Source organism: Chitinophaga sp. 22620 (assembly GCF_052044405.1).
GTDB lineage: Bacteria > Bacteroidota > Bacteroidia > Chitinophagales > Chitinophagaceae > Chitinophaga.
In genome coordinates, this window is record NZ_JBQEMV010000004.1 from 493,960 (window position 1) to 510,692 (window position 16,733).

The 16,733-nt window shown below is 53.0% G+C and carries 12 protein-coding genes and 1 tRNA gene; 5 read left to right on the forward strand and 8 right to left on the reverse strand.

Translation table 11 applies throughout. From position 1 onward, the window contains the following. Positions 1-184: 184 nt before the first annotated feature. From ACTJIK_RS21395 to queG, 3 genes are all read right to left on the reverse strand, one after another. Positions 185-258 (reverse strand) — tRNA-Pro (locus ACTJIK_RS21395). 93 nt (positions 259-351) lie between these two features. Further along, complete coding sequence (locus ACTJIK_RS21400; protein WP_440649580.1) at positions 352-2,220, reverse strand: DUF3472 domain-containing protein; 1,869 nt, start codon at positions 2,218-2,220, stop codon at positions 352-354. Positions 2,221-2,402: 182 nt separating this feature from the next. Next, entirely contained in the window at positions 2,403-3,323 is a 921-nt protein-coding gene (queG, locus tag ACTJIK_RS21405; protein WP_440649581.1) for a tRNA epoxyqueuosine(34) reductase QueG, read from the reverse strand. 130 nt (positions 3,324-3,453) lie between these two features. On the opposite strand from queG, the gene ACTJIK_RS21410 reads away from it, so the two are divergent. Next, positions 3,454-5,466: a DUF3857 domain-containing protein gene (locus tag ACTJIK_RS21410; protein ID WP_440649582.1), complete on the forward strand. Its 2,013-nt coding sequence runs from the start codon at positions 3,454-3,456 to the stop codon at positions 5,464-5,466. Further along, positions 5,463-7,370: a DUF3857 domain-containing protein gene (locus ACTJIK_RS21415; protein ID WP_440649583.1), complete on the forward strand. Its 1,908-nt coding sequence runs from the start codon at positions 5,463-5,465 to the stop codon at positions 7,368-7,370. Before ACTJIK_RS21410 ends, ACTJIK_RS21415 begins: the two co-directional genes overlap by 4 nt. 61 nt (positions 7,371-7,431) lie before the next feature. Here the strand turns inward: ACTJIK_RS21415 and ACTJIK_RS21420 are convergent, their stop codons facing one another. Beyond that, entirely contained in the window at positions 7,432-8,688 is a 1,257-nt protein-coding gene (locus tag ACTJIK_RS21420; protein ID WP_440649584.1) for a DUF937 domain-containing protein, read from the reverse strand. Between the two features lie 314 nt (positions 8,689-9,002). Here ACTJIK_RS21420 and clpB point away from each other — a divergent pair, with 314 nt between their 5' ends. Both clpB and ACTJIK_RS21430 read left to right on the forward strand, forming a co-directional pair. Further along, positions 9,003-11,603 (forward strand): ATP-dependent chaperone ClpB, encoded by a 2,601-nt coding sequence (gene clpB, locus ACTJIK_RS21425; RefSeq protein WP_440649585.1) that lies wholly within the window; start codon positions 9,003-9,005, stop codon positions 11,601-11,603. Between the two features lie 362 nt (positions 11,604-11,965). Beyond that, complete coding sequence (locus ACTJIK_RS21430) at positions 11,966-12,451, forward strand: nucleoside deaminase (protein WP_440649586.1); 486 nt, start codon at positions 11,966-11,968, stop codon at positions 12,449-12,451. Here ACTJIK_RS21430 and ACTJIK_RS21435 read toward each other — a convergent pair whose 3' ends face one another. The 4 genes from ACTJIK_RS21435 to ACTJIK_RS21450 all read right to left on the reverse strand — a co-directional run bounded on the left by ACTJIK_RS21435 (position 12,452) and on the right by ACTJIK_RS21450 (position 15,727). Continuing rightward, complete coding sequence (locus ACTJIK_RS21435) at positions 12,452-12,805, reverse strand: anti-sigma factor family protein (protein WP_440649587.1); 354 nt, start codon at positions 12,803-12,805, stop codon at positions 12,452-12,454. 36 nt (positions 12,806-12,841) lie between these two features. After that, positions 12,842-13,417, reverse strand: a complete 576-nt coding sequence (locus tag ACTJIK_RS21440; protein WP_440649588.1) for an RNA polymerase sigma factor — start codon at positions 13,415-13,417, stop codon at positions 12,842-12,844. Positions 13,418-14,013: 596 nt separating this feature from the next. Then, a complete protein-coding gene (locus ACTJIK_RS21445; protein WP_440649589.1) occupies positions 14,014-15,171 on the reverse strand; it encodes a tetratricopeptide repeat protein in 1,158 nt (385 codons plus the stop codon). Further along, positions 15,164-15,727, reverse strand: a complete 564-nt coding sequence (locus ACTJIK_RS21450; RefSeq protein ID WP_440649590.1) for a hypothetical protein — start codon at positions 15,725-15,727, stop codon at positions 15,164-15,166. Before ACTJIK_RS21450 ends, ACTJIK_RS21445 begins: the two co-directional genes overlap by 8 nt. Before the next feature lie 70 nt (positions 15,728-15,797). Between ACTJIK_RS21450 and ACTJIK_RS21455 the strand changes: the two genes are divergently transcribed. Next, a complete protein-coding gene (locus ACTJIK_RS21455) occupies positions 15,798-16,559 on the forward strand; it encodes a C40 family peptidase (RefSeq protein ID WP_440649591.1) in 762 nt (253 codons plus the stop codon). Positions 16,560-16,733 lie beyond the last annotated feature (174 nt).

Genomic DNA, 16,733 nt, shown 5'->3' on the forward strand with positions numbered 1-16,733 from the left:
AAAAACTTCAACTCTTATATCCGGCATTTATATAGATTATACCCCTTGGCAAGATTATTATGCGGCAAGATAAAATGTGCGGTTATGAAAAAAATGACGGTTGCCCGGGCGAAGCAAATAGACGTCAATGCCAGGCATAAAAAAACCGCCTCTAATTACCAATTAAAGGCGGTTTTAAATTTCGTCGGGATGACTGGATTCGAACCAGCGGCCTCTTCGTCCCGAACGAAGCGCGCTACCGGGCTGCGCTACATCCCGAATGGGCTGCAAATTTACTCTTTGCCGTCAAAAATCAAAAATAAATTTTATCCGGGCGTCCCAATCCCAAGCCCATAAACAAAGAAAGCCGCCTCACTGCTTAATAAACCGCGCCTGCCTTCCCTCGAACCGCACCACATACATCCCAACCCCCAACCCGGAAATATCCACCCGCACCTTCCCGGACAAATCACCCTTCACTGCCTTCACCTGCGCCCCGCTCATGTTGAATACCCTGATCTCAGTGCCTTTCACCGGCAGATCCACGTAAACGTAGGAAGACGCAGGGTTGGGAGAAACGCGCAAAACGCCGCTTTCTTCTAACGGCGAAGAAGGTGAAGCATAAGAAAGCCCCTGCAAAGTAGCCGGCACGCCCTGGTCTTCCAGCACCCATTGCTGGTTGGGCGTGCCCGTAGCGCCGTTAGCTCCGTACAGGATCATCTTCGTACCGTCTGCCGTGCTGCTGCCGGGATTGTCAATAATATTCCCGCTGCTCATGGCGGTGCGGATAAGGTAAGCGCCGGAACCGGCTGAAACAAGCTGCCATTGCTGGTTCAGGCCGTTTGTAACGCTGTACTGGATGAGCTGCACGCCGGCGCTCTGATCGCTGTTGGCAATGTCTATCGCCTTGCCGCTGTTGCGGTTCACCAGCACATAGTTCCCTCCCTGGGCCACCAGCTTCCATTGCAGGTTGTTGCTGCTGCCGTTCGTATACTGGGCAATGTAGGCCAGGTTGGCCGTGCTGCTGTTCTCTATCCCCAGGTACTTCCCGCTATAAACGTTTTTGATCTTATACCAGTTGCCGCTCACACCGCCGGAACCCGCTGTAAACGCCACGGTTTTGGCGGCGGACACACCGCCGAATATATCGGTAATGGTTACACGTGCAGTATAAGTGCCCGCTGCCAGCGTGCCGGAGATCACGGCGCTGCGCTTCTGGGGCAGCGTTTCCGTCACCGTGCCCACCACGGTATTGGAAGCGTTCAATATCTCCACGGTAGAAGAAAACTGCGGGCTCCTTGTGTTATTATTTGTCCAGTTTACGGTCACCGTGCCCGCGCTGTACGAGGCACTCACAGTGCTCACCTCGCCGGTGGTAAGCGACGGGCTGCTGGCCTGGTTGGTTTGAACAGGCAGGTCCAGCACACGCCCTCCGTTGAAAGCCGCGCTCGGCGTTACATTACCGCCATGCTCCATGAAGTAGGCATCTTCCCCGGCGTCAAAACCGGCGTTGAAAGCCCAGTCGTAAATACCATTGCGGTTAGCATCATTGGCATTGCAGCTGAAATAGCGGTTGGTGGATTTCTGCCATACGCCGGCATCAGTGCGGTTCCAGCAGTCCTTGAAATACGCTTTCCGCACAAAACGCCCGTCGAAGCGGGGATCGCTGCCATGCCAGTTCTCCAGGAAAGCGCCGGAACCGGAACCCAGGAAGGTAGTGCGGGTGGGAATGGCCAGGGTGGAAGTGTGAAACCATTGATTGTTGCTCAGATTCTGCACGAAAGTGCCGATGAACAGCTCGCCGTTCAGCTTCCAGGCCCTGATCACGAAATTGTACCAGGTGTTGAGCGTCCAGTTGTAGGGATTGATGGTCTTGGCGCCATCACCCTCGCCACCGAAGCGGCTGTAGATAGTGCCGGCCCCGAGGTATGCCTGCCGGGCGAATACGCCGCCCGCGGTGTTCGGGTCCCACTGGGAGGCGATGAGGATCTTGGAAGAGCCGGACGAGCTGTCCGGCGTGTGTTGCAGGCCGGCATAACCACCTGTCCAGTTGAAAACGGAGAAATACGACGTATACGCCGTCTGGGTGATCTTCACTTTCATCATTTTCAGCGAAGCATCTGCCGGGAAACTAAAAACAAGATGCTGGGAAGGAGCGGCATTGCTGGTCTGCGCCTTCAACGGCGGCGCCAGCAGGCAACAGCAAGCTGTTGCCAGGAAGAGTAGCAAATAAGTACGCATTGGGTTGATTTTGGTGGTAAAACGAATTACACGGTTGCTTATCACACGTCCCGTTAAGCTAACATTTCCCGGTATTATTCGTATTGCGCGCCGTTTTAATATGACATTGGCGTGTCAGGCAGGAAGGAATGAAACGAAAGCGGGAAGCGGTTTGATACAATTGTATGACAAATACAGAGGGGTCAGGACTTGAGGAACTTCAGGTTCCTGCGTATCCCCGCGTATTTCCTGCGTTTCAGGGGCGATTTGGCAAATACCCGCCGGAACTCTTCCTCGGTCATCTCCTCCCACTGCGCGGTGCTGAAGTTCAGTATCTCGGGAATGGGCGTAAACTCAGTATTGGGCCGGGAAAAACGGTTCCAGGGGCATACGTCCTGGCAGATGTCGCAGCCGAACATCCAGTTCTCAAATTTGCCCTGCATATCGGAAGGAATGAGCATGTCCTTCAGCTCGATGGTATAATAGGAAATACACCGGCTCCCGTCTACCACGGTAGGCGAAACCAACGCCCCGGTGGGGCAGGCGTCCAGGCAGCGGGTGCAGCTGCCGCAGTAGTCACCCGTGGGGCCGTCGTACACCAGCGGGATGTCCACGATCAGGGTGGCAATAAAGAAAAAGCTGCCGGCCTGCTTATGGATCAGGTTGCCGTTCTTGCCGATCCAGCCCAGCCCGCTCCGCTGCGCCCAGCTCCGCTCCAGCACTGGCGCGGAATCCACGAACCCGCGGCCCTGTATATCCCCGATCTCCGCCCGCAGCTCCGCCAGCAGGGTGTTCAGCTTCTCCCTGATCACATCATGGTAATCCCTGCCATATGCGTATTTGGCGACTTTCGGGGCTTCGGGCTGCTGCATTTGCCCGGGGAAATAGTTCAGCAGCAGCGTGATCACAGACTGCGCCCCGTCTACCAGCAAACGCGGGTCGATCCGCTTGTCGAAGTAATTTTCCATATACTGCATACTGCCGTGCATACCCCGTTGCAGCCACTGCTCCAGCCGGTAAGCATCTTCGGTAAGCTGCTCTGCTTTGGCAATGCCGCAATGGTCAAACCCGAGGGAACGGGCTTTCTGCTTGATCAGCAGGGTATTTTGCTCCGGTGTGCGCATTTCTGCCGCAAGTTACAATATTCGCCCCGCCCGCGTGAATTATGGCCAAATCAAAAAAATATATACTTTTACGGCTGTATATACACCCTTTACCTAATCAATCTTAGTAATGTCTCCTAAACCCATCCTATTGCTATTTGGAATGTTCCTTGCCGTTTGTTCAACCAGCGCGCAGGACAAACCACCCGCTTCTTTCGGGAAGATCAAACCGGAAGACTTCAGCAAAGCACCCTACCAGATCGATTCATCCGCCAGCGCGGTCGTGATAGCGGACGTGGGCTCCAGCTCATTCGAATCGGGGCAGGAAGACTTTATGCAGGTATTTAAGATCTACCAGCGCATTCATATCCTCAATAAGAACGGGTACGACCGCGCCAATATCACCATCCCGATCCGCACGGAAGGAACCAAGGAAGAAAGGGTGGTGAACCTCAGAGCGGTGACCTACAACCTGGAAAACGGCAAAGTCGTGGAAACGAAGCTGGAAAGCAAATCCGTGTTCACCGAAAAGCTGGATAAAACCTACAGCCTCAAAAAATTCACGCTGCCCGCGGTGAAAGAAGGCTCTATCATCGAATACACTTATACGATCAACTCGGAATTCCCGCGCGACCTGCGGTCCTGGTCGTTCCAGTCTACCGAAGCGCCCGTGCTCTGGAGCGAATACGAAGTAACGCTGCCGGAATATTATGAATACATCTTCCTCAGCCAGGGGTATCATCCTTTTCATATCAAAGACAGCGAGAATTCCCGCAAGACCTTCAGCTTCCGGGTGCCTGAAAACGATGGCTACGGCGGCAACAGCGGCACGCGTTCGCAGAACGTTACCGTCAGCCCCGGCATTACCCGCCACCGCTGGGTGATGAAGGATGTGCCGGCGTTGAAAGAAGAGAATTACGTGACCACGCTCAGTAACCACGTTGCCTCAATAGAATTCCAGCTCTCCGCCATCCGCTTCCCCGAATCGCCGGTGCGCCAGATCATGAGCACCTGGCCGAAATTCACGGAAGAGTTGTTGAAGCACCCTTATTATGGCGAAGACCTCAGCAAAAACAACGGCTTCCTGTCAGACCAGGTGGAGGAATTGACGAAAGGCGCGGCCGGGCCGAAAGAAAAAGCGGAAAAGATATACAGTTTCGTGCGTGACAACTATACCTGCACAGATTACTCTTCCATCGTTGGCACACAGGGGCTGAAAACCACGTTCACCAAACGGAACGGGAATGTGGCGGACATCAATCTCCTGCTCACCGCCATGCTGCTCAAAGCCGGGCTGAATGCGGCGCCGGTGATGCTCAGCACACGCTCTCACGGCAAAACCTACCCGATCTATCCCATCCATTCCAAGCTGAACTATACCGTGGTTTGCCTGGATGTGGACGGCGCAGAATATTTTATGGACGCCACCCGCCCGTACCTGGGCTTCGGCAAGCTGCATGCGTCCGTATACAACGGCCATGCCCGCAAAATAAACCCGGAAGCCACGCCGCTCAGCTTTGAAGCGGATTCGCTGCGGGAAGCCACGGTAACAGGCATCTTCATTTCACCGGACGAAAAAGGCGAATTCACCGGCCATTACCAGCGCCAGCTCACTTATTTTGAATCGTACGACCTGCGCTCGCGCATCAAGGAAAAAGGAGAGGACGAATATTTTAAGGAAGTGGCGAAAGGTTTTATGACAGACATTGAGCTGAAGAACGGCACGATCAGGAACCTGAAAGATTACAGCGAACAGGCGGTGGTGGAATATGATTTTAAGCTGAAGGGAACAGACGAGGGCGGCATGCTTTACCTGCACCCCATGTTCTCCGAATCGCTGCGCAGCAATCCTTTCAAATCCGCTGTGCGTACCTATCCCGTGGAAATGCCGTCTGTAAGCGACGTCAACTTTACCCTCAGCTTCCAGGTGCCTGATAGCTACACCGTGGAAGAAATACCGAAATCCGCCATCGTGAAATACAACGACGGCGAAGGCGTGTTCCAGTACGTCGCGCAGCAGCAGGGCAACCTGATCCAGCTGCGCTCCCGCATCAGGCTCAGCCGCGCCCTGTATGCGCCGGACGAATATGACGGCCTCCGGGAGTTTTTTGATTTCGTGGTGAAAAAACACGGCGAACAGATCGTTTTAAAGAAAAAATCATGAGACTGACCGCATTTTTATTACTGTGCAGCATCACGGCCTTTGCCGCGGACCCGCAGTACCCCGTGAGCGCTATCCCCGAAGCCCTGCTGAAAAATGCGGATGTGGTGCAGCGCGTGGAAGAAGTGACCATGAAGCTGAATGACCTCAGGGACATGCGGGTGACGCATAAGATCGTGCTCACCATCCTGAATGAAAAAGGCGATAGATATTCCGGTTTCAGCTCCTGGTACGACAAATACCGCGAGATCACCGGCTTCCGCGGCGCCCTGTACGACGCGTCCGGCAAGCAGCTCCGCAAGCTCAAACAAAGCGAGGTGAGCGACCGCAGCGGCGTGAGCGACAACAACCTGATAGACGACAGCCGCATCAAGTCGCACGACTTCTACTATAAAGTATATCCTTACACCATCGAATACGAAGTGGAAACACGCTTCCGCAGCACCGCCGGCTTCCGCTCCTGGACGCCCCAGGGCACGGATAATTACGCAGTGGAGCAAAGCCGTTTATCCGTGACCGTGCCTGCTGAATACGACCTGCGTTACAAACAGTTCAACTACAATGGCGAGCCCGTTAAAATACCCGGAAAAGGAGATAAGACCTTTGTATGGGAAGTGAAGAACATCGCCGCGCAAAAAGAAGAGCCGCTCGCGGGGCCCTGGAGAATGCGTTCCGTAATGGTATATCTCGCTCCCAGCGATTTCGCTTTCGGCGACTATACCGGTAAAATGTCCTCCTGGGACGACTTCGGTAAGTTCCAGCGCACGCTCAACGAAGGCCGCGATGTGCTGCCGGACAATATCAAAGCCACCGTTCACCAGCTTACGGACAATGTGCAGGACCCGCGCGAAAAGGTCCGCCTGCTCTACGAATACATGCAGCAGAACACCCGCTACATCAGCATCCAGCTGGGCATTGGCGGCTGGCAGCCTTTCGATGCGGCGTACGTGGCCACCAAACGTTACGGGGACTGTAAAGCCTTATCGAACTACATGTATTCCCTACTGAAAGAAGCCGGCATCCGCTCGCATTACACGCTGGTGAAAGCCGGCGAAGGAGAAACGGACCTGATAGAGGATTTCGCGGTGGACCAGTTCAACCACATCATCCTTTGCGTGCCCATGGCGAAAGATACCGTATGGCTGGAATGTACCAACCAGACCATGCCGGCCGGCTACCTCGGCGACTTTACGAACGACCGCCCCGTGCTGCTGGTTACCGAGAGCGGCGGCAAGCTGGTGCGTACCCCATCTTACACCCTGGAGCAGAACCTCCAGCTGCGCCACCTCAAAGCCGTGCTTGACGTGGATGGCAACCTAAGCGCCACCTCTGCCACCAGGCTCACCGGCCTGCAGCAGGACTGGTATCATGCCCTCGTTACCAGCGTTTCGGCGGAAAAGCAGCTGGAAATACTCAAGGAAAAACTGAACCTCCCCAGTTATGATATCCGTAAATTTCAATACACGCCGCATCCACGGGCCAGGCCCGTTCCGGAAATGACGGAAGACCTGGAGCTTACCGTAACCAATTACGCGGTGCTGAGCGGCAAAAGGCTCTTCATCGTACCCAATGTGCTCAATCGCAACACGACCAAGCTCACGCAGGACGATGCGCGCAGGTCCGACATCTGGCTGCGCACGTCCTCCCGCGATGTGGACACAGTAGAGATCACTATCCCTGACGGCTATACGCCCGAAGCCATGTTTCCGCCGGTAATGCTGGAAACACCGTTCGGGAAATACCAGGCCAGCGTGAAAGTGGAAGGCAACAGGATCACTTACATCCGGACCTGCGAGCTGAAGGCGGGGCAATACCCTGCAAAGGACTACAAGGCACTGGAGGAGTTCTTCAGCACGATCTACAAAACTGACAGGAACCGGGTCATCCTGGTAAAAAAGGAAGCATAAAAAAGAGAGGGCCGCAAAAAGCCCTCTCTTTCATTGTATTGATATCGCAGTTTGAATGGAATTATTTCTCACGTACCCCTACAGATATTCTCCTGTCTTTCTTACGTTCTTCATCCGGCGCGTCCGCCGCGGCTTTTGCGAACGCTGAGCCATAACCTTCCGCGCCCATCAACTGCACCGGTTTTACATTCTTCCCGCTGAGGGCGTGGTGCACGGCTTCCGCACGTTCCTGCGACAGCTTCTGGTTGGCTTTGGCGTCGCCGGTAGCGTCCGTATACCCGCCGATCTTGATCTTCGCCTTGGGGAAAGCATTAAGGATGGCCGCCAGGTTGCTGATCTGCACATTGCTTTCTTCCGTAAGCTCCGCGCTGCCGGTCTTGAAGTTCAGGTTATCGAAATCGAACCACTGGTCTTTGCCGCCTTTGGTGTTCGGATCTTGCAGGAAGGCCACCAGCTGGTCTTCAATACCGCCTTTATACGCTTCCAGCACAACGCCGTCCGGCAGGGTCACCTTGATCGCCTCGCGGGTCGCAACAGGAGCGGTGCTAACGGCGCCCACTGCGGTATCTTCCATATGCGAAACGGCCACAGAATCGGTAACGGGAGTGGTATGCTGCCCGCCGCAGCCTTTCAGCAGCCACCAGAGCAATAATATCAGCGCAATGGCAATAATGAGCCAGGTAACCCAGCGGTTGCCGCCGGTGTTGGTAACGGAGTGGCCCACACTGTCCGTGGTATGTTTCAGGGAGTTGGTAATGCCCGTGAGCTTGTTGCCGATATCGCCCAGGCTGCTTACGCCCAGCAGGCTGGCAAGGCCCAGGCCCGGGGGAATGGCTGCCAGTATCTTGTCTTTCTGGCTGTTGAGTATATCCAGGATGCCGGAGGGGCTGAGGTTCTGCGCGGCGGCCTGCTGCCCGATTACGCCCAGCGACGCAGGCGCGGCTGTTTGAAGAAGGGTTTCGGCGGACTGTACTTTAATGCCCGCATAACTGGCAATTGCGCCGGTAAGGTCACCGGCTTTGCTGCCGAACAAGGACCGCAGGATGTCTGCCCCCTTTGCCAGCAATCCCGCCGGCAGCCCGCTGCCGAGGTTGCCCAGCTGGGAAAGGTTCGCTCCCGCGGCGTCTTTGATCATACCGATCAGCCCGCCCGTGTCGCCGGAGCCGGCTTTATTGAGCAAACCGGTCAATACGGCCGGGATGATGCCCCCAAGGGCCTTCTGTACGCTGGATTCATTTTCGCCTAACTGTGCGGCGGCTTTATTACTAAAATCATTGTTGAAAAGGTTTTTCAGGGTGTCAATGAGATCGAAAGCCATAAAATAAAAGTTTTGGTGGTGAACGAAATAGATGCTCGCGGTCCTTAGGGTTAGTACGTGGTAACTGTTCTATAACAGGTTAAATTCCATACAGTTCAATATAAAGGTTGATTTAATGCAGGTATTGCTGTAAGGAGTTAATAATGAAGGGGATAGACAAAATAACAGTCCATATGCGGATAAACTGAAATTAAAGCAGTTTAAACATCCGGATGCTGTCAAAATAACCGGTGAAAATACCTTGGATCAACATTTGATCAGGCATAAACAAATCATTCAAACCAACCGTTAACCTTAAAGTAGATATAACAGATATGAACTTAAATAACTTTACCATCAAATCGCAGGAAACGCTGCAGGCTGCGCAACAGCTGGCCTTCAATCACCGCAATTCGGCGATTGAAACCGGCCACATCCTGAAGGCGTTGCTGCAGGATGAAGATAACAGTATTGAATACCTGCTGAAAAAGAACGACGTGAATACGGGGTTCCTGGATACGAAGCTCAACGAGCAGGTCCAGAAATACGCCGTGATCGGCAACGGCGAAGGCGGGCAGGTGCTGAGCAGGGATGCCAACAACGCCATTCTCCGTGCGGGTTCCAGCATTAAGGAATTCAAAGATGAATTCGTGAGCGTGGAACATTTGCTGCTGGGCCTTCTTGGCGGCAGCGACGATACGTCCAAACTATTAAAAGACGCGGGCCTCACCGAGAAGGGCCTGAAATCCGCCATCACGGAGCTCCGTAAAGGAGGCACCGTGAACTCCCAAACGGCGGACGCACAATATAACAGTCTCGAAAAATACGCCAAGAACCTCAACGAACTGGCCCGCGCCGGTAAGCTGGATCCTGTGATCGGCCGCGATGAAGAGATCCGCAGAACGCTGCATATCCTTTCCCGCCGCTCCAAGAACAACCCGATACTCGTGGGCGAGCCCGGCGTTGGTAAAACCGCCATCGCGGAAGGGCTCGCGCACCGGATCATCAACGGCGACGTGCCGGATAACCTGCACAACAAGATCATCTACGCGCTGGACATGGGCGCGCTGATGGCCGGCGCCAAATACCGCGGCGAATTTGAAGAAAGGCTAAAAGCAGTGGTAAAAGAAGTGGCGGAAAGCAACGGCGGCATTATCCTGTTCATCGACGAAATTCATACCCTCATTGGCGCAGGCGCCATGGAAGGTGCGATGGACGCTGCCAACATCCTGAAACCCGCGCTTGCCCGCGGCGAGCTCAGGGCCATCGGCGCTACCACGCTGAACGAATACCAGAAATATTTCGAAAAAGATAAAGCGCTCGAACGCCGCTTCCAGAAAGTGCTCATAGACGAGCCCAGCGTGGAAGACGCGATCTCCATCCTCCGCGGCCTGAAAGAAAGGTACGAAAACCACCACCATGTGCTGATTAAAGACGAAGCGATCATCGCCGCGGTTGAGCTTTCGCACCGGTATGTAACAGACCGCTTTTTGCCGGACAAGGCGATCGACCTGATAGATGAAAGCGCGGCCAAGCTTCGGCTGGAAATGAATTCCATGCCCGAAGAGCTGGACGAGCTGGAACGCCGCATCCGCCAGCTGGAGATCGAGCGCGAAGCGATCAAACGCGAGAACGACAAAGAAAAGCTGAACGAGCTGGGCGCTGAAATAGCGCGCCTGAGCGAAGAGCGTAATACCTTCAAGTCCAAATGGCAGCAGGAAAAAGAGCTGGTAGACAAAGTGCAGAATGCCAAAGCCGCCATCGAAGACCTGAAGCTGGAAGCCGAGCAGGCAGAAAGGAACGGCGACTTCGGTAAAGTGGCCGAGATCCGCTACGGGAAGATCAAAGATCAGGAAAAATTGGCCGCCGATCTTACCCGGGAACTGAACGAGTTATCTACCAACCATAAAAGACTGCTGAAGGAAGAGGTGGATGCGGAAGACATCGCCGAGAACGTTGCGAAAGCCACCGGCATTCCCGTCACCAGAATGCTGCAAAGCGAAAAAGACAAGCTCCTTCAGCTAGAAGACGAGTTGCATAAAAGGGTAGTAGGGCAGGACGAAGCGATCGTGGCCGTGGCGGACGCCATCCGCAGGAGCCGCGCCGGCCTGAACGACCCGAAGCGGCCGATCGGTTCCTTTATTTTCCTGGGCACCACCGGCGTCGGTAAAACGGAGCTGGCCAAGGCGCTGGCAGATTTCCTGTTCGACGATGAAAGCATGATGACGCGCATAGACATGAGCGAATACCAGGAAAAACATGCCGTGAGCAGGCTGGTGGGCGCGCCTCCGGGTTATGTCGGTTATGACGAGGGCGGGCAACTAACTGAGGCCGTTCGACGTAAACCATATAGCGTGGTGCTGCTCGACGAGATCGAAAAAGCCCATCCCGATACCTTCAACATCCTGCTCCAGGTGCTGGACGACGGCCGCCTGACGGATAACAAAGGCCGGTTGGTGAATTTCAAGAACACAATCATTATCATGACCAGCAACATGGGCAGCCACATCATCCAGGAGAACTTCGAAAAGATCAACGAAGGCAACCGCGACGAGATAGTGGATAAAACGAAAGATGAGGTGATGGGCCTGCTGAAACAGACCATCAGGCCCGAGTTCCTGAACCGTGTGGATGAAGTGATCATGTTCCAGCCGCTGCTGCGCTCTGAAGTAAGAGGTATTATTAACATACAATTACAACAACTGCGCGAGCTGGTAAGTAAAAATGGCATGATATTGGAATTCTCTGAGTATGCGCTTGACTACCTGGCAGAACAGGGCTTCGACCCGCAGTTCGGCGCCAGGCCACTGAAACGCCTGATCCAGAAGGAGATCGTCAATCTCCTCAGTAAAAAGATCCTCGCCGGCGAGATCGATAAGAGCAGACCGGTACTTGTGGATGTGTTCGACGGAGTGGTAGTGATCAGGAATACTTAAAAAGTCTATTCTAATACGACGATATACAGTTACAGGTAATACCCGGGTGAATCTTCGCCCGGGTTTTTTTTATGCCCCAATGATATCAGGGCGAATACATTAGTAAATACATCAAATTAAAAATTTGTTTAATCTAACATACATGACTATATTGTGTGAAGTACGCATACGTTACTGCCCGCATTCATTCGGCAAGAACTTTACGCACGGCCGGGCCGGCGTAACAAGAACGTGTTGTTAGGATGATGAGGGTTAAAAGGCCTACAGGAAGGGCGCAGAGCCCTGCGCCTTCCCCTGTACGGTTTACGGAACGCCTTGATTTTCCGTACATTTGGGTTATTAACCCGGAAAACAGAACGTATATGTACCAGATCGGAGAAAGAGAAAAGAAATTCATGGCACTGGCCATAGAATTGTCCCGGAAAGGCATGCGGAACGGTGACGGCGGGCCTTTCGGTTCCATTGTAGTGAGGGGCGATGAAGTGGTGGGAGAGGGCTGGAACCAGGTGTTAACCCACAACGATCCAACCGCGCATGCCGAAGTGGTAGCGATTCGCAACGCCTGCCACAACCTTGGCACATTCCAGCTGACCGACTGTGAGATCTACACTTCCTGCGAACCCTGCCCCATGTGCCTGGGCGCCATTTACTGGGCACGCCCGCAAAGGGTGTTCTTCGCCAATACCAAAGAAGAAGCCGCGGCTATCCACTTCGATGATTCTTTTATTTACAGGGAAATTGATTTGCCGCACGGGCAGAAAAAAATTCCTTTCATTCCTTTCCCGCATGAAGCCGCCAGGGAAGTATTCCGTGAGTGGGACCGTCTGGAGAATAAAAAATTATACTGATCAGCGGGCCGTTACGAAGTGGAAGATCCAGTAGAAGCCCAGCAGCAGGAATATTACTACCAGCGTAACGATGGCGATATAAAGGTAAAAATCGGTCTTTCTTCTCCGATGTGTTCTTTTGCGGAGCTTTTGCAGCACGTTGTATTTGGCCTGCCGCAGCCATCCGGGGATCTGGTCTTTCCGGGAGATCGCCGTCAAACCTTCTACCGCTTCGCTGCACATTTCGCAGTCCTGCAGGTGAAGTTCCACTTCATGACGTTCTTCCGCACTCAGTTCCCCCTTAACGTACGCCAACAGCTGGTCCTGGCTGGGACAAGCGGTTTGAGTGAATATGTCGGCAAAATGTTCGTTCATATAAGGCAGATGATCGCTACTGCATTTAATTGCAAGTTAGCGTTTATTTTTACTGTACTTTTCCAATAATATTTTGAGGTTCCTTTTTCCATTCTGTATGTAACTTTTAACCTGCAGCAGGCTGAATCCCGTCTCGTCTGTTATTTCCTGGTACGATTTCTTTTCAAGGTAAAACATTCTCACGCAGGTGGCCTGTTCTTTGTTCAGTTCACCCAGCGCCCGTCCCATATGTTCCAGCATGGTATCTTTCTGTACGTATACCTCCGTGGAAATATCCTCCTGCTGTGCGGCCCCGGGCATATAATCTTCCTTCAGCTCCAGTTCCTTATGATGCCGCAGCTGCATCAGGCAATGATTCCGAGCCACCTGGTAGATCCAGGCCTTGAAGTAGACCACGTCGTGCTTATGGATGTCTGACAGCACTTTCAAAAAGATCTGCTGCACGCTGTCCCGGGCGTCTTCTTCATTTTTCAGGTACTTCATACAAAGGCCAAGCAGCAGCAGGGCATAGCGGTCGAACAGAATGCCTATCCAGTCGCCATTCCCATCGGCTTTGTACCGCTGTAACAATTCCTGATCGCCCAGGTTCTGATGTTGTTCGGAGGGATTCACCCCCTTAAGATAACGTCTTCTCCCATTTCCATAAAATTTTACCGGATTTTACCTTTTTATTTTTTTAAATGAAACTGGGCAGAGTTGTTCCGGGGCTGTGGGCTCAGTCATTTAAAAAAATAAAAAGGTAAAATCCTTCCCCCACAGCGCTACCCCGGGCATTGGTTTTAAAAATGTGATGCAGAGCAGCGTAGAGGGAAGCGGAGTAAAGTAAAGCAGAGTAAGTAAAGCAGAGTAAAGTAAAGCAGAGTAGAGTAAAGGAATAGAGTAAAGCAGAATAGAGAAGAATAGCGAAGGCATAGAGGGCAGCGTAGAGAAAGCGAGCGGAGAAATGCATAAGCCAGATAAACAAACGAAAGCGCAGACGAAGAAAAAGAACGAGCACCAGACAAAGAAAAAAAAAGTACGTATGCCCGGCACCGTTAACATGCACCGACAAACCGTGATCAGCTATCCCTCACTATATTTTTACGGGTTACGAAGGGGAGGATTTTTACCTAAAAAAATTTATAAAAAGCTGAGCCCGCAGCCCCGGAACAACCAAGCCCCAGTTCTTTTTATAAATTTTTTTAGGTAAAAATCCGGGGCCCCCTGAGCTAGTTCATGTTGTTGAGTTGCGCTTGTGCCAGCGACTTCATATTCCCTTCCATTTTGATGATTTCTTTGAAAAGCCTTCTGGCTTTGCCGTTCTGGCCTTTGTTCTTGTAGATCATGGCCAGCTGGTACTTGGCTCTTTCGGAGTATCTTTCGTTACCGGAAAGTTTTTTGAACTGGTTGATCGCTTCGTTCATGTCGCCCTGCTGCTGGTATTGCATAGCGGCGCGGAAGAGGGATTCGTCGCCGGAGGCGGGCGCTTTGGATTCTTCTTTGTTGGATTTGTTCGAGCTGTTGGGAGCTGCGGTGGTGGTATTGTTGGCAGGGCTGTTCTTTTCAGCTTCAGATTGTGCGGGTGTTTTTTCGCTTTCGTCAGCAGTATACTTCTGGTCTTTTGCTTCTTTTGATTCCTGTTTTTTCGGATCTTCTTTCAGTGTTGCCGGTGTATTGACTGCCAGGCGGGCGTTTGTATCTGCGGTGGCCGTTTTGGGCGTGCTGTCTTTTAGTGCTTTCCTTTTGAGGGAAGCGGAATCTTTGGGCGCTGGTTTTACGGGCGTGATACTGGCGGCGCTGATGGCGTTGCCGGTTTTATTGATGGAATCGCGGGCGCTGGAGTTGTATTGGGTATGTATCACCAGCGGTTTCCCGGCGCCTGTTTGTGTGGATGGATAATTGGGGTCGACGGCGGCCGCGGGCGCCGCGGGCGCGGGGATGACCAGTGCGTTCGCCGTACGGGCGGGCAATGCAGCGAGGGCGGGCCTGTTCTTCAGGTGCTGTTGCAGCAGGAATACGCTGCCGCCGCCTATGGCGACGAACATGATGGCCCAGAAATAAGACAGCAGGCTTTCTGCAGTCCTGTGCTGCCGGATCTGGCGCTGTTGCTGCTTTTTATCGGGTTGCGGCGGCGGGCTGAACTCGCGGTGGATGAACTGGCTCAGCTCATGGGTGAGATGCCCGTATTGTTCATGCAGATGATGATCGCTCATGGCGAGCAGCGCGTCATGGCAAAGATCGCAGTCTACAATATGTTGCTCGATCAGATGTTTTTCCACAGCTGTCATACTGCCGCGGTGGTAACGGAGCAATTGGTCCCTGTTGATGCAGCGTACAGGGGTGAAGATCTTAAGGATCCGTTCTTGCCTTGGAGAGTCGTTATTCATAAGCCACGTCCTTCAGTTGTGTTGCTATTTTCTTCCTGATGCCTTTCAGGGAGTTCCTTACTTTGTCCGCCGTTGTGCGGTGCTGTTGTGCAAGTTCCTGCAGCGTCTGGTGTTCGAGGTAAAAACCGGTGATGAGCGCTTCTTCTTCTTTGTTCAGCCCGCTCAGCGCCTGTTCTATGCGGGCAGTGAGCGTTGTTCTCGCTATCGGGTTATTGCCGGCGTGTTCCACCTGGGTTTCCAGCCGCTGTATGGGTTGGGTGTGCGGGGCGATATAATGGGCTGTTGTTTTGTTGCCCCTCACGAAATAACTTTGAACTATTGCATATACTGTTTCGTTTAATTTACCGAATGAGGAGGAGAGTTGAGTGGACAGTTGGCGGATCAATGCGGGAAATACGGTTTCAGCCGGCTTCTCCTGTGAAAGCTTCGGAAGGCACACCGCCACCAGGAGGTGACTGTATCGGTCCAGCAGAACACCGGCGGCTTCCCGGTCCTGCAACTTTCGCATGCGAAGCAGCAATTCCTTGTCGTTCAGGTTATTTAGCTGAAGGTGCATATGCTTATTATTATATTTACGCAAAACCGGGTCAAAAGTTCACCCAGCCCACATATTTTAAACAATTAACATGCCACTTGCCATTACTATCGTGCCGGTGATGCCGCTGCGCGCCGAACCCTCTCACAAAAGCGAAATGATCTCCCAGGCAATTTTCGGGGAATGTGTTGAAACAGAAACAGTTAATGCAGATGGTTGGGTGAAAGTGCGTTTACAGTACGACGGGTACGAGGGCTGGGTAACGCAATCACATTTGGAAACCATTACGTTAGACCTCTACAACGCGCCTTACACGCATATTGCCACGCAGTGGGCAGCCCGCCTCAGCCTGAATGGCCAGCCGGTATACATTCCTTACGGCAGTTTGCTGAAACTGAGCGCATCGCAATGGGGAAATGTGAAAGTATCCGCAGAGTCCGGGATCGAGCCTTTTGCGCCTGCTAAATTACCTCACCTTGCATGGCGGCCCATTGCCCACACTTTCCTGAATACGGCTTATTTATGGGGCGGAAAAACGGTTTTCGGAACGGATTGCTCCGGGTTTACACAAACCGTGTATAAAATCCTCGGTATTCCCCTGCTGAGGGACGCTTACCAGCAGGCAACGGAAGGGGAGACGGTGTCGCTTATCCAGGAGGCAAAGCCCGGCGATCTCGCTTTTTTCGATAACGAAGCCGGTAAGATCACCCATGTGGGCCTGCTGCTCAGCGACCAGGAGATCATCCACGCTTCCGGCAAGGTGCGCATCGATCCTATCGACCACCAGGGGATCGTAAATGCGGATACAGGGGTGAGGACGCATAAGCTCAGGCTGATCAGGAGGATGTTCTGACGGAGATACATTCCGTTCGACGCCTTTACCCCGGGTCATGAACGCTTTTACTATACGGCATCCATACTGTGAACGTGCCATTGCATTACGATGGCGCCAGAATTGACAGGTTTTTTCTTTGACCGGCGTTAAATAAAAAAGTGACTGAAAAGCAAAGCCTGCCTTTCAGTCACC

Excerpts from the sequence above, each read along its gene's own strand:
- ACTJIK_RS21400 (WP_440649580.1), bottom strand. The coding sequence starts at position 2,220 with ATGCGTACTTATTTGCTACTCTTCCTGGCAACAGCTTGCTGTTGCCTG.
- queG (WP_440649581.1), bottom strand. The coding sequence starts at position 3,323 with ATGCGCACACCGGAGCAAAATACCCTGCTGATCAAGCAGAAAGCCCGT.
- ACTJIK_RS21415 (WP_440649583.1), top strand. The coding sequence starts at position 5,463 with ATGAGACTGACCGCATTTTTATTACTGTGCAGCATCACGGCCTTTGCC.
- ACTJIK_RS21420 (WP_440649584.1), bottom strand. The coding sequence starts at position 8,688 with ATGGCTTTCGATCTCATTGACACCCTGAAAAACCTTTTCAACAATGAT.
- clpB (WP_440649585.1), top strand. The coding sequence starts at position 9,003 with ATGAACTTAAATAACTTTACCATCAAATCGCAGGAAACGCTGCAGGCT.
- ACTJIK_RS21430 (WP_440649586.1), top strand. The coding sequence starts at position 11,966 with ATGTACCAGATCGGAGAAAGAGAAAAGAAATTCATGGCACTGGCCATA.
- ACTJIK_RS21435 (WP_440649587.1), bottom strand. The coding sequence starts at position 12,805 with ATGAACGAACATTTTGCCGACATATTCACTCAAACCGCTTGTCCCAGC.
- ACTJIK_RS21445 (WP_440649589.1), bottom strand. The coding sequence starts at position 15,171 with ATGAATAACGACTCTCCAAGGCAAGAACGGATCCTTAAGATCTTCACC.
- ACTJIK_RS21450 (WP_440649590.1), bottom strand. The coding sequence starts at position 15,727 with ATGCACCTTCAGCTAAATAACCTGAACGACAAGGAATTGCTGCTTCGC.
- ACTJIK_RS21455 (WP_440649591.1), top strand. The coding sequence starts at position 15,798 with ATGCCACTTGCCATTACTATCGTGCCGGTGATGCCGCTGCGCGCCGAA.